The 12881-nt window shown below is 29.2% G+C and carries 13 protein-coding genes; 7 read left to right on the plus strand and 6 right to left on the minus strand.

Features of this window, described 5'->3' with window-relative positions:
• Window positions 1-4: 4 nt before the first annotated feature.
• Entirely contained in the window at window positions 5-157 is a 153-nt protein-coding gene (locus tag ACTG3V_RS10510; protein ID WP_439132119.1) for a hypothetical protein, read from the minus strand.
• A 229-nt stretch (window positions 158-386) separates the two neighbouring features.
• Between ACTG3V_RS10510 and ACTG3V_RS10515 the strand changes: the two genes are divergently transcribed.
• The 4 genes from ACTG3V_RS10515 to ACTG3V_RS10530 all read left to right on the plus strand — a co-directional run bounded on the left by ACTG3V_RS10515 (window position 387) and on the right by ACTG3V_RS10530 (window position 4587).
• Complete coding sequence (locus ACTG3V_RS10515; protein WP_439132120.1) at window positions 387-1127, plus strand: LytR/AlgR family response regulator transcription factor; 741 nt, start codon at window positions 387-389, stop codon at window positions 1125-1127.
• Window positions 1128-1132: 5 nt separating this feature from the next.
• Window positions 1133-2641, plus strand: coding sequence for a histidine kinase (locus ACTG3V_RS10520; RefSeq protein WP_439132121.1), 1509 nt, complete (start codon window positions 1133-1135; stop codon window positions 2639-2641).
• A 64-nt stretch (window positions 2642-2705) separates the two neighbouring features.
• Window positions 2706-4058, plus strand: a complete 1353-nt coding sequence (locus tag ACTG3V_RS10525; RefSeq protein ID WP_439132122.1) for a DEAD/DEAH box helicase — start codon at window positions 2706-2708, stop codon at window positions 4056-4058.
• A gap of 163 nt (window positions 4059-4221) precedes the next feature.
• Window positions 4222-4587: a Na(+)-translocating NADH-quinone reductase subunit F gene (locus ACTG3V_RS10530; RefSeq protein WP_439132123.1), complete on the plus strand. Its 366-nt coding sequence runs from the start codon at window positions 4222-4224 to the stop codon at window positions 4585-4587.
• A gap of 191 nt (window positions 4588-4778) precedes the next feature.
• Here ACTG3V_RS10530 and ACTG3V_RS10535 read toward each other — a convergent pair whose 3' ends face one another.
• The 4 genes from ACTG3V_RS10535 to hflX all read right to left on the minus strand — a co-directional run bounded on the left by ACTG3V_RS10535 (window position 4779) and on the right by hflX (window position 9237).
• On the minus strand, window positions 4779-6365 hold the full coding sequence (locus ACTG3V_RS10535; RefSeq protein WP_439132124.1) for an ATP-dependent DNA ligase: 1587 nt from the start codon (window positions 6363-6365) through the stop codon (window positions 4779-4781).
• 3 nt (window positions 6366-6368) lie between these two features.
• Window positions 6369-7388, minus strand: a complete 1020-nt coding sequence (locus tag ACTG3V_RS10540; protein WP_439132126.1) for a ligase-associated DNA damage response exonuclease — start codon at window positions 7386-7388, stop codon at window positions 6369-6371.
• 70 nt (window positions 7389-7458) lie between these two features.
• Complete coding sequence (locus ACTG3V_RS10545; RefSeq protein ID WP_439132127.1) at window positions 7459-7857, minus strand: VOC family protein; 399 nt, start codon at window positions 7855-7857, stop codon at window positions 7459-7461.
• 171 nt (window positions 7858-8028) lie between these two features.
• The gene (gene hflX / locus ACTG3V_RS10550) at window positions 8029-9237 is read right to left on the minus strand and encodes a GTPase HflX (RefSeq protein WP_439132128.1); all 1209 of its coding nucleotides are present in this window, start codon (window positions 9235-9237) and stop codon (window positions 8029-8031) included.
• 494 nt (window positions 9238-9731) lie between these two features.
• Between hflX and ACTG3V_RS10555 the strand changes: the two genes are divergently transcribed.
• Window positions 9732-10709, plus strand: coding sequence for an endonuclease (locus ACTG3V_RS10555; RefSeq protein ID WP_439132129.1), 978 nt, complete (start codon window positions 9732-9734; stop codon window positions 10707-10709).
• On the opposite strand, the gene ACTG3V_RS10560 is transcribed toward ACTG3V_RS10555, so the two are convergent.
• Window positions 10706-10945 (minus strand): hypothetical protein, encoded by a 240-nt coding sequence (locus ACTG3V_RS10560; RefSeq protein ID WP_439132130.1) that lies wholly within the window; start codon window positions 10943-10945, stop codon window positions 10706-10708. The genes ACTG3V_RS10555 and ACTG3V_RS10560 overlap by 4 nt on opposite strands.
• A gap of 70 nt (window positions 10946-11015) precedes the next feature.
• Here ACTG3V_RS10560 and glpQ point away from each other — a divergent pair, with 70 nt between their 5' ends.
• Entirely contained in the window at window positions 11016-12011 is a 996-nt protein-coding gene (gene glpQ / locus ACTG3V_RS10565; protein ID WP_439132131.1) for a glycerophosphodiester phosphodiesterase, read from the plus strand.
• A gap of 129 nt (window positions 12012-12140) precedes the next feature.
• Window positions 12141-12653 (plus strand): hypothetical protein, encoded by a 513-nt coding sequence (locus ACTG3V_RS10570; RefSeq protein WP_439132132.1) that lies wholly within the window; start codon window positions 12141-12143, stop codon window positions 12651-12653.
• Window positions 12654-12881 lie beyond the last annotated feature (228 nt).

The raw sequence follows: 12881 nt of genomic DNA on the forward strand, positions 1-12881 counted from the left end.
AGTGTTAAAAACCAGCTCCTGGTGCTTGAGGGCTAGCAGCTTGTGCTTGCTTTGGTTGTAAAATTAGATAAGTACCTAATGCAGTTAAAGCAAAGTATTTACCATGTTTTTCTATTTTTTTGAGTGCTTCTTTTCTTGTAATTTTTTTATTTTCCATGTTTTAAGTTTTGGATAAAATTAATGAGGTTGTACTTTTTTATATGGTGCCAATATATTTTTAGATGAATCTTTTGTATTTTTATTGATGGTGATTGTATATTTAGAAAACTGCTTTTTTATTTTCCAGATATACACTCGCTGTTGTTGAATATGAAATAGAAGTACTTATTATCAATTCTTAAACTAAATTTGCAATTAATTTGTGTACCTTATTATAAAAAAACAGCATGATAACCGCCATTATAATAGATGATGAACAAGATGCCATTGAAAGTTTGACGTGGGAAATTAATATGTTTTGTAAAGACATTAAAATTCTTGATTCATTTACTAACCCAGAAGAAGCAATATCTGCTGTAAACTATTTAAAGCCCGATTGTGTTTTTTTAGATATAGAAATGCCTAAAATTGATGGTTTTCAACTATTATCTCATTTAAAATTTCGTGATTTTGATTTGGTAATTACAACAGCTTACGATAGCTACGCCTTAAAAGCTTTTAAAGAAAATGCTATAGATTACCTTTTAAAACCAATAGATAATGACGATTTGGTAAAGGTGGTTCATAAAATAAAGAAAAATAAACTTAATAAAGAACTGGGTTTTTCTGTTAAGGATTTATTGCCTACCATTGAAAAAAAAAACAAAAAAATAGCTATACCTTTAAGTGGAAAGGTCGTTTTTTTAAATATTGATGAAATTGCGTATTGTAAATCTGATGGCAATTATACTACCCTTTTTCTTATTGATGGTACATCTTACTTGTATTCAAAAAAAATTAAAGATGTGTATGAGTTAATTACTTCTGAAGCAATCATTAGAGTTCATCAATCTTATTTAGTGAATATGAATTTTGTAAAAGAATATATAAAGAATGAAGGCTATTATTTAATTCTTGAAAATGCCAAAACCATACCCGTTTCTAAACCAAACAGAATGCTTATTTTAGAAGCAATGCAAAATTTATAATAGCTATGAAAGAGGCAATCAGTAAATATTTTGAAATAAATCCGTTAGGTATTTTTTCAGTGTTCATAATCGGATTTCTGATTGTTATTTTTTTGCAAAATATTTTTTTTTACTCAAGTTACAAGGATAAAGCATACATGTGGTATGCTATATATGTTTGTTTAATTTTATTAGATCAAACAATTATTAATATCTCTATTTTTAGTTCTGATGTTTTAAATAAAACCCCAGAGTATTACATACCAATTCACCCAGCATTAGAGTGGCTGTATAATAGTGCTTATTTGGTATTTGTTATAGAATTTGGTGGTCTATTTTTATTTGAAGAAAAAACGGCTAAAATAATGAAGAAAATTGTTAAGTATCTGGCTTATATTTTAGTTGTATTATTCATATTAGAATTATTTTTTCAAGGTTATTTGGTACGCAGGGGTTTTTTATTTTTGTTAGTACCAGCCTTAATTATTCTTAGTGTAATTTTATATTTTTACTTGTTTAAGATGAAAACCCCTGTAAAATATTATATAATTTTTGGGAGTTTAGCATTTTCTGTTTTTTCAATTTTAGGTTTAACGAATTCAGTTTTTTTTGGAAAAGAAAAATTTGATTCTTGGTGGCTTTTTTATATTGGAGTTTTTATTGAAAATATTTTTTTCTCTTTAGGATTGGTCGTAAAACAAGGTTTAATCTTAAAAGAACGTAATGAGTCACAAGAAAAATTAATCATTCAATATCGAGAAAATGAAAGACTTAAAAGCTCAATTAATGAGCATTTAGAAAGAGAAGTCTCTATAAAAACGAAAGAAATTATTGCTTTAAATAATGCTGCAGAGAAAGAGAAAATTAAACAATTAGAGCTAGCTTTTGAAAAAGAAATTGCAGAGTTAAAAGTATCGTCTTTACAGAGTCAAATGAACCCACATTTTATATTTAATTCATTAAACTCCATCAAACTAAATATCATTAAAAATAATAAAGAAAATGCAGTTTATTATTTGAATAAATTCTCGAAACTTATTCGTAAAATCTTAACTATTTCTAGAGAAAAAGAGGTGTCTTTACAAGACGAAATAGATACACTAGAACTTTATGTAAGTATAGAAAACTTACGATTTAAAAACGCTATTAATTTTTCGAAAAATATTGATAAAAATATTAATTTAGAAACCATTAAAATACCTCCCTTAATTTTACAACCATTTATAGAAAATGCCATTTGGCATGGGTTATCTCCTAAAGAAGGGAAAAAAGTATTACGATTATCTATCCTCAAAAATAAGGATAGTTTTTTGCAAATTTTAATTGAAGATAATGGAATTGGGAGAAAGAAAGCTTTAGAATTACAGCAACAAAAAATGATTCAAAAAAAATCGTTAGGGTTAAAATTAACAGCCGAAAGACTCACTATATTTGGCAATAAAAATAACCTTAAACACCAAATTACTTTTTCAGATGTAGATCCTATAAAACCTGAAACCGGTACAAAAGTTTTGATTAATTTGATTCCCAATTAAAAGTCTTCTAAAAAATGGAATCACTTACTTTACAGAAACTGTATCTTTGCAAAAAATGTAAAGGATGACTTTTAAGGATTTAGACTTATCTAATCAACTACAATATGCAATTGACGATTTGGGTTTTGAGAATCCAACACCTATTCAAGAACAAGCATTTTCTGTAGTAAGATCTGGTAAAGATGTTGTTGGAATTGCACAAACTGGTACTGGTAAAACGTTTGCGTATATGTTGCCAATTTTACGCGATTTAAAATTTTCTAAACAAAAACATCCTCGAATTTTGGTTTTAGTACCAACCCGAGAATTGGTAATTCAGGTAGTTGATGAAATCGAAAAACTTGCAAAATATATAAATACGCGTGTTTTAGGGGTATATGGTGGTGCAAATATCAATACCCAAAAACAGGCTATTTTACAAGGACAAGATATTATTGTGGCTACTCCTGGGCGTTTATATGATTTAGGATTAAGTAATGCCTTAAAACTAAAATCGATTCAAAAATTAGTCATTGATGAGGTAGATGTAATGTTAGATTTGGGTTTTCGTTTTCAGTTGATGAATATTTTTGATATTCTACCAGAAAGAAGACAAAATGTACTGTTTTCTGCAACTATGACTGAAGATGTAGATGCTTTAATTTACGATTTTTTTAAAAATCCGCAGAAAATATCTATTGCAGTTAGTGGAACTCCATTAGATAATATAGAGCAAGTTTCTTATAATATTCCTAACTTTTTTACGAAAGTAAATTTATTAAATCATCTTTTAAGTGATAAACAAACCTATAATAAAGTTTTAATTTTTGTTGGTTTTAAAAGAACTGCAGATTATTTATTTAAGCATTTAGAAGAAGTTTTTGGTAGTGAAACTTGTGTAATTCACTCAAATAAAACTCAGAATTATAGAATACGTTCTATTCGTCAGTTTGATGAAGGAAATAATAGAATTTTACTAGCTACAGACGTTATGGCTCGTGGGTTAGACTTTGATAAAGTAAGTCATGTTATTAATTTTGATACCCCAGATTTTCCTGAGAATTATATGCATAGAATAGGTAGGACTGGTCGTGCTGAAAAAGCAGGAAAAACCATTCTATTATCCACGGAAAGAGAACAAAAAGCGAAAGAAGAAATAGAAGCCTTAATGGATTATAAAATTCCTGTTATAGAAATACCTGAAGATGTTGAAATTTCGAAATTATTAACCGAAGATGAGCGTCCAAAAGAAGATGGAGAACAATCTAAAAACAGAACGGGTTTAGAATATGTGCCTGGACCTGCTTTTCATGAAAAGAGTGAAAAGAATAGCAAAGTAAATTTAGGAGGTTCTTACAGAAGAGAAATTGCAAAAAAATACAAAAAACCCAAAACTAGAGGAGATAAAAACTATAACAAACGCAACAAAAAGAAATAAAATAACATCTTAAAACATCATAGTTTGTCATTTCGACTTTGTGGAGAAATCTAACAATTGAGATTTTTCGGCCGCATTTTAGCTAGGCTAGCTACTTTCAATCAAAATAGATTTTTATTTCGGTAATACTCAAAATGACAACTATCAATAATAAAGTTTAAAAATGCAGATTTTAACAAAACAAGAATTGCATAATTTGGCAATGAATATTGTTGGAGAGAAGCTCACTAAAATGGGCTACGAGTTTCAGGCTATTAATAGTCAGTTAAAAAGACATCCTCAATTTGTATTGTTTAAAAAAGGAGAACCTACCATTTTCGTTTTAGTAAAAGCAACGAATAATTTACAGAATCCAAACGAATACGATACCATTTGGATGGAAACTTTTCTGAATCATGCCCGAAAGCAAAATGCTAAAGTTTGGTTTGCAGGTGTTGGTATTGCCAATGCTGAAAGTGTGGAAAGTCCTGTTTTTAAAGATCAACCTTATTATGTAGCTTTTGAGGATTTTATTAAGGTTTTGGAATAGTGGAGTTTTTTACCTGTTATAGAAAAAATGTCTTATAATTGTAATGAATTGAAAATTAGTTTTTAGAGTTACTTTTTGGTACTTTATTTCTTCCTGGTGTATATTTTGACTTTTTAGGTAAGTCATTGAATCTAGCATTAATTGATGAATATTTAATCATCTAATTCAGTAAAGTAGATCATGTTTTCGTACTATTTTGTTGTAATTAATAATTCTACAGATTCAATAGTATCAATATCTTTTACAGTTTTGTCTTTGCGCCAACGTTTTATTCTCGGAAAACGCAAAGCCACCCCACTTTTATGTCTTTTACTATAGGCAATGCCTTCAAAAGCAATTTCAAAAACTAATTCTGGTTTTACAGTTCTTACAGGGCCGAATTTTTCAATGGCATTTTTATTTACCCATCTCGAAATTTCTGTAATTTCTTTGTCAGTTAAACCAGAATATGCTTTTGCAATGGTAACCAATTGGTCTTTTTGTTGCACAGCAAATGTATAATCTGTGTATTTAGAGCTTCTTCTTCCACTTCCTTTTTGAGCGTAAATCATAACTACATCAATGGTTAACGGATCTACTTTCCATTTCCACCAATCACCTTTTTTTCTACCAACGTGATAAACAGATGATTTCTTTTTTAGCATTAACCCTTCTGAATTGAAACTTCTTGCAGCATTTCTTAAAGCATCTAATTCGTTCCAATTTTTAAAATTGATGACTTCTGAAAGTTGTAACATTTCACTTTTATGCTGTAGAAAAAGTAATTCTAGCTTTTCTCTTCTTTTAGCCATTGCATGTTCTCGTAAATCTACATCATTCAACTCTAAAATATCATAAATATACAATCCAACAGGAACTTCGTCTAACAATTTTTTGGTGACATTTTTACGGTTTAATCTTTTTTGTAAATCGTTGAATAACAATACTGCACTGTCTTTTATTGCTAAAATTTCTCCATCAATTACAAAATCATCTTTAAAGGTAGAGATGGCTTCTACAAGTTCTGGAAACTGTTGGGTAACCAATTCTTCTCCTCTAGACCATATAAATACTTCGTTTTTTCTTTTAATGATTTGGCCACGAATTCCATCCCACTTGTATTCCACTTGCCACTCGTTTTCATCACCCAAGTCTTGCAAATCTTTTTCTAAAGCATACGCTAAACAAAAAGGATAAGGTTTCGAATTATCATAATTAATATGTTTTCCATGCAGTAATTCTTCAAAAGTGATGGAATCTGGAGTCCAATTACCAATAATACTATGCATTAGTTGATTGGCATCAATACCAGATAATTTTGCTAAGGCATTTACCAAAGTTTTTTTAGAAACACCGATTCTAAAGCTACCACCAATTAATTTATTAAAAATTAAACGCTCTTGAACTTTTAATCCATTCCAAGCTTTTAAAACATAGGTTTTCTTTTCTTGGTCTGTTTTTGGTTTTAGATGGATGAGCTCCTCAATCCAAATATGTAAGGGTTTTTCTGTGTTATGTTCTGGGTTTGGCAATAATAAAGCTAAGGTTTCTCCTAAATCTCCAACTGTACTATAACTTTCTAAAAAGAGCCATTCTGGAAGTTGGGTAATTTCCCTACACCATGCTTTCATTAAGGATGATTTAATAGGTCTAGCAGGTCTTTTGCCTGTAAATAATGCTATTAACCAAAGCTTGTCTTTATCTGGTGCTGTTTTAAAATAATTGACCAAAGCATTAATTTTTGCACTGGTTTTATTGGTGATTTCAATAGCACTGATGAGATTAGAAAAGTCTTTCATAATTTAAGCATTTGCCTTTTTTTGTTCATCAGCATTTACAAGTTCATCTTCTCCAAATTTAGTTTTCAGTTCTTGAGCTTCAATTCCAATTTCATTTAAATATTTAGCAAAAACCGACTGAGAACCATGTGTAACATATACTTTTTCTGCTTCTGTTGCTTTTACAGCATCTAATAATCCATCCCAATCTGCATGATCGCTTACTGCAAAACCAGCATCAACGCCTTTCCAACGTCTGTTACCACGAATGTGCATCCAACCAGAGCAAATCGCTGTAGCCGCATTCGGAATTTTTTTTAGCATTTTAGAACCTAACAAGGCAGGAGGTAGAATTACAATTTTATTTTGAATATCCTTTTTATTAAAATCGCTTGTAATTAATGTGGATTCTGGAAGCTGAATTCCAGAATTTGAAATGGCATTGTTTAAATTATGAATCGCAGAATGCACGTAGATTTTGTCAATATTTTCTATCAATTTCATAATACGCTGTGCTTTTCCTAAACTGTATCCTAAAAAAACACTGGTTCTATTATTTTGTTGATTTTGTAAAATCCAATTTTGTAATTCAGTTTGTAAATCAACTTCACTTTTCCATTTATAAATAGGCAAACCAAAGGTGCTTTCTGTAATGAATTGATGACATTTTATGGGTTCAAAAGGAGTTGTGATAAAGTCGGGTTGTGTTTTATAGTCTCCCGAAAACACAACAACAAATCCTTTATAAGCTAATCTAATTTGAGCAGAACCAATGATATGGCCCGCAGGAAAAAAAGAAACTTGAACTCCGTTTATATTTTTAGGTTCATTATATGCTAAACTTTCAATAGAAATATTTTGCCCAATTCTGTGTTTTAAAATGGCCTTAGAATCGTTATGACATAAGTAATGTTTATTACCCCATCTTGCGTGGTCTGCATGTCCGTGAGAAATTATGGCGTAATCTACAGGAAACCATGGGTCTAGGTAGAATTTTCCAGGAATACAATAAATACCTTTTTTTGTAAATTTTACGAGTTTCACGCTTTAATTTTTATAAAAATAACAAATGGATTGCTTTTGGCAATCCATTTGTTTTAAATTTATATTGTTTTTAACAGTTACAATTTACCATCCAACTGATGCCATATTGGTCTGTACATCTTCCAAAATAACCCCATTCTCGTTCTCTAAATTTATGATGAACGACTCCTGAATTAGAAAGCTGCTTAAAAACATTTTCTGCTTTTGTATTGTCATTTAAATCTACGCTAATGCTTATATTGTTACCAGAGTTTAAGGGTGTATCTGGAGATGCATCATAAGCAAATAGGTGAATGTTTTTACCTTTTAATTCTGCATGTTGTAATTTTTTTCTGTAAGATGATGGAACATCCACTTTTTTATCCTCGTAAGTTTCTTTACTTTTTATTTCAGCATTAAAGAGTTCACTATAAAAACTCAATGCTTCATTACAGTTGCCATCAAATGTTAAATAGGGTTGTACTTTCATATCTTGTTTGTTTAAGGTTTTTAATTAATTTCTTCTAATATAAAAACTAAACAAATTTTATTTTTGCTGATATGATTTATTTGATAACTGTATCGAAATTATTCAGTTTACCCTTTTAAAAAAAACGTAGAAAAGCTTATTCTAATAAACGCTTTTGGTATTACAAAGATTTTACTCTTCCTTATACTCATAATACAAGAAGTCGTTATAAGGAAAACGCTGAATATGAATTTTCTTTACTTCTTCATAAGTTTTGTCCTTAAAATCATCTAAGTTTTGTTTGTTTAAGGCTGATATAAAAATAGCTTCAACATCATCTTTATTCATCCAGGTTTTTTGCCAATCTTGTAATGTATAGTGTTCTTTGCTTTTTTCGGTTTCTAAATCATCTTCGTCAATGGTTTCATACTGATACGCATCAATCTTGTTAAAAACCATTACAGTTGGTTTGTCTACACAATTAATATCATCTAAAATAGTATTTACAGAGGCAATGTGATCTTCGAAATTTGGGTGAGAAATATCTACAACATGCAATAACAAATCTGCTTCGCGAACTTCATCTAAAGTAGATTTAAATGATTCTACCAATTGTGTTGGTAATTTTCTTATAAAACCAACAGTATCTGTCATTAAAAAAGGAATGTTTTTAATTACCACTTTGCGCACTGTAGTGTCTAAAGTAGCAAATAGCTTGTTTTCTGCAAAAACCTCACTTTTACTAATAACATTCATTAAGGTAGATTTTCCAACATTGGTATACCCAACCAAAGCAACTCGAACCATTTTACCACGGTTTTTACGTTGCACAGCCATTTGTTTGTCAATGGTTTTTAAACGTTTTTTTAATAAAGTAATTTTATCGCGAATAATACGTCTGTCTGTTTCAATTTCAGTTTCTCCAGGTCCACGCATTCCAATTCCCCCTTTTTGTTTGTCAAGGTGAGTCCAAAGTCGTGTTAAACGTGGCAATAAATATTCATGTTGCGCTAATTCTACTTGTGTTTTTGCAGAGCTTGTTTGCGCTCTTTGAGCAAAAATATCTAAGATTAAATTGGTTCTATCTAAAATTTTGCAATCTAAAATTTTCTCAATATTTCTCAGTTGAGCTGGCGAAAGTTCATCATCAAAAATGGCAGTACCAATATTATTGGAGTGTATATAAGCTCTTACATCTTCTAATTTACCAGCACCTAAAAAAGTTTTAGGATTAGGTCTTTCCATTTTTTGCACAAATCGTTTTACAGCAATTCCACCTGCTGTAGAGGTTAAAAACTCTAATTCATCTAAATATTCTTCAGATTTTGTTTCGTCTTGCAGTTGTGTAATTACACCAATTAAAACGGCTTTTTCAGAAATGGCTTCTTTTGCATCTATCATAAGTTACAAAAATACAAACTATTTTGTACTAAAAATATAAAAGTTGACGCCAAAAAAAAATTTCGACGTCAACTTTATCAATCAACCAAACTAACTAATTTTAATGAAATTTAAACAAGTTTTAATACTTTAAAAAAAACTCGAAAATTACTTTAATATTACTTAATGCAAATATAAAAGTAATACTATTATAAAAGAATGTTAAGCTAATATTTAACAGAATTTTATCATTTCTATTTTTATGATTTTAAATCACAGAAAAAGCCTCAATATATATTGAGGCTTTAACTAATTAATTCAAATTTTTAATACTTTTACTTTCTGTTTTTCATAGATTCTGTATTTTAATGGAGTTTATTTTTTATTTCATAAATAATGATATGCAAATTTAAGAATTTAGTAAAGGTTATACGTTATAATAACGTTAATAAAACAAGTTTATATAGTTACTTCCTCTTTTTTATATTTCGTTATTTTTACAAAAAAATAAATTTATGTTGTCATCACTAGTAGCAAACAAACAGAAAAAAAATAATATTACTGTAGCCTTTTATAATGTAGAAAATTTGTTTGATACCATAGATGATCCTAGAACACTAGATGACGACTTTACACCAAAGGGAAAAAAGAATTGGACCTACAAGCGTTATCGAATTAAAATTAAAAAATTAGGTTCAGTGATTTCTCAATTAGGATTAAATAAGTCTAATAATCCACCAGCAATAGTAGGTTTGGTTGAAGTTGAGAATGCAAAAGTAGTTGCAGATTTAGCAAATTCTATGCATTTAAGAAAACACCATTACAATTTTGTACATCACGATTCACCAGATGAAAGAGGTATAGATGTAGCTTTGTTATATGATAAGGTTGCATTTGAATTGATTGCCTCTGAAACCTATCCTGTTTTTTTAGAAGATGAAAGAGGTGAGCGAGATTATACTAGAGATATTTTAAAAGTAAGTGGAAATTTGTACGGAGAATTGGTACATATTTTAGTGAACCATTGGTCTTCTAGAAGAGAAGGAGTTGAAGAAACTGAGCATAAAAGAATTTTAGCAGCAGAAACCTTACGAAGTATTGTAGCAGAGATTGAAAGTAAAGAAATGAACCCTAAAATTATTATTATGGGCGATTTTAATGATGACCCAAACAGTAAAAGTGTACAAAAATATATGGTGCAAGACGATTTTTACAACCCTATGAAAACCCTTTTAGATAAAGAGAACCATGGTACTTTAACTTATAATGGAAGTTGGAATTTATTTGATCAAATTATCTTTTCAAAAAACTTTTTAGAGCAAAAACCAGGTAAACTTTACTTTAAACATGCAGAGGTTTTTAATAAAGATTGGATGAAAATTTATAGAGGAAAATTTAAAGGAAGTCCATTTAGAACCTACATTGGTAAATGGTATCAAGGCGGTTTTTCAGACCATTTTCCTGTATATGCTTTTTTAAAAAAGAAAGATTAGTTTTTATCTTGCTTTTTAAACGCAGCTAAAATCTTTTCATCATTCAAAATATATTTTTTGTATTTGCCATCTTTATACCTGTAATAAATAAACATAGGCATAACAATAAATGATAAAAATAAAACACCTAAACCCATTACTACTTGGGCTTTTTCGTGTTCTGTTTTTACAAGAAAAACTCCTGTAATCATCCAGAGAATAAAAATTAAGAATAATATTTTTAACGCTAACTTCATATTACAAAATTACAAAAGTTATATCTTTAAATATAATTTGAAATCATTTTCATAAATTAAACTTTTAAAGATGTCTGCCAAAAATGTACTTTTATTGTTTGTAAGTGTATGGTGTTTATTAAGTTGTGAAGTTGTACCCAAAAAAGAATTAGAAATGAAGAAAAAAATAGTGATTGCACATAGGGGAGCTTCTGGATATTTACCAGAACATACTTTGGCAGCAAAAGCAATGGCACATGCTATGAATGTTGATTTTATTGAGCAAGATGTAGTGCTAAGTAAAGATGGTGTCCCAGTTGTTATTCATGATATTTATTTGGATGATGTAACTGATATTGCTATGAAATTTCCTGATAGAAAACGAAAAGATGATCGTTATTATGTGATAGATTTTACGTTTGATGAATTAAAAACCTTAAGAGTTACAGAACGATTTAAACCACAAACAGGAGAGCAAGTGTATAAAAATCGTTTTCCAAAGTGGAAAAGCAATTTTAAAATTCATTCGTTACAAGAAGAAATTGAATTGATTCAAGGTTTAAACTTGTCAACTGGTAAAACTGTTGGAATTTATCCAGAAATTAAAGCTCCAGAATTTCATCAAAAAGAAGGAAAAAAAATTGCTGAAATTGTACTGAAAGTTTTGTCTGATTACGGATATCAAAACAAAAAAGACAATTGCATTTTACAATGTTTTGATGCTAAAGAATTAGAGAGAATTAGAAAAGAACTAAAGTCTGAATTATTTTTGGTACAGTTAATAGAGTTTCCAGAAGAGGTAAAACAGCTGGCATATTTTGCAACTTATGCAGATGGTATTGGATCTTGGTATAAACAAATATTAGAAAAAAAAGTGAATGGTAAATGGCAATTTACTGCACTAGTTGCTAACGCCCATCAATTGGGTTTAAAGGTGCATCCTTATACCTTTAGAGCTGATGCTTTAAATGATTTTTCTTCTTTTCAAGAAATGATGCAAGCTTTATTAATAGAAGCCAATGTAGATGGTGCATTTACAGATTTCCCTGATTTGGTTGTACAATTTTTAAAGGATAAAAACTATTAATTTTAACTGGACTGTTAGCCTTTAAAAATTACAGGTATTTATTGTAATATTGGTAATTTTCATAAACACAATAATTATCTTTGCAAACACAATTATAAATATTTTGTTATGGAGCTGACATCGTTTTCAATGCAACACACAAATAATAAGCTAGAATTATTTTTTAATAAAGAAAGAAAATACAGTTCTGAGTGGTATATGGATTTTGGTAAATTAGGTTGCGAAATTTGTGATGCCAATACAAAAATCATCTATAAAATTATCAAACAGTTTCAATTTTGGAAATGGAAAATGGTGTATCATATTCAAAAAAATGAAGATGCATTATCCGATTTAATTTCACAAAATAATCGAAAAACAGTATATGCTGTAGATGTGAATCAGATTCATTACGAGATAAAAATTCATTACAAAAAGAAATTATCAATACATAAAAACGGAGTTAAAATTGCAGAAATTGACGAGTCTTATACTGATAAAAACCACCAAGAAAGTATTCAATTACTATTATTAGATGTTAAAGATTTAGAAATTTGTTTTTTGCTGTTTTCTTGCCTAAAAATTGGTGAAGTAGGAGGTAATAAAAAACCAACCTTTACAAGTCAGAAACAATTAGAAGTCAATGAAGATCCATGGAGCTAGATCTTTAAAAAGAAAATATTTCTAAAAAACACAAAACCCTGCAATTGAAAAATTACAGGGTTTTTTGATAAAAAATTATTGCCTTTATAACTATAGATTAATTTTCTTTTACAGTTGTAAATCTATAATATAAATAGGTGTAAGCATCTCTAGGTATAATTGTTATCCACTTTTTGTACTTTAAGTACCACTTAAAGCGTTTTGAATTTACTCCTTTTGTTAAATAGG

This window comes from Polaribacter sp., from assembly GCF_965660385.1.
GTDB lineage: Bacteria > Bacteroidota > Bacteroidia > Flavobacteriales > Flavobacteriaceae > Polaribacter.

Bases quoted from the DNA above. Each gene is read 5' to 3' on its own strand.
- ACTG3V_RS10530 (WP_439132123.1), top strand. From the start codon at position 4,222: ATGCAGATTTTAACAAAACAAGAATTGCATAATTTGGCAATGAATATT.
- hflX (WP_439132128.1), bottom strand. From the start codon at position 9,237: ATGATAGATGCAAAAGAAGCCATTTCTGAAAAAGCCGTTTTAATTGGT.
- ACTG3V_RS10535 (WP_439132124.1), bottom strand. From the start codon at position 6,365: ATGAAAGACTTTTCTAATCTCATCAGTGCTATTGAAATCACCAATAAA.
- glpQ (WP_439132131.1), top strand. From the start codon at position 11,016: ATGTCTGCCAAAAATGTACTTTTATTGTTTGTAAGTGTATGGTGTTTA.
- ACTG3V_RS10560 (WP_439132130.1), bottom strand. From the start codon at position 10,945: ATGAAGTTAGCGTTAAAAATATTATTCTTAATTTTTATTCTCTGGATG.
- ACTG3V_RS10555 (WP_439132129.1), top strand. From the start codon at position 9,732: ATGTTGTCATCACTAGTAGCAAACAAACAGAAAAAAAATAATATTACT.
- ACTG3V_RS10525 (WP_439132122.1), top strand. From the start codon at position 2,706: ATGACTTTTAAGGATTTAGACTTATCTAATCAACTACAATATGCAATT.
- ACTG3V_RS10520 (WP_439132121.1), top strand. From the start codon at position 1,133: ATGAAAGAGGCAATCAGTAAATATTTTGAAATAAATCCGTTAGGTATT.
- ACTG3V_RS10515 (WP_439132120.1), top strand. From the start codon at position 387: ATGATAACCGCCATTATAATAGATGATGAACAAGATGCCATTGAAAGT.
- ACTG3V_RS10545 (WP_439132127.1), bottom strand. From the start codon at position 7,857: ATGAAAGTACAACCCTATTTAACATTTGATGGCAACTGTAATGAAGCA.
- ACTG3V_RS10570 (WP_439132132.1), top strand. From the start codon at position 12,141: ATGCAACACACAAATAATAAGCTAGAATTATTTTTTAATAAAGAAAGA.
- ACTG3V_RS10510 (WP_439132119.1), bottom strand. From the start codon at position 157: ATGGAAAATAAAAAAATTACAAGAAAAGAAGCACTCAAAAAAATAGAA.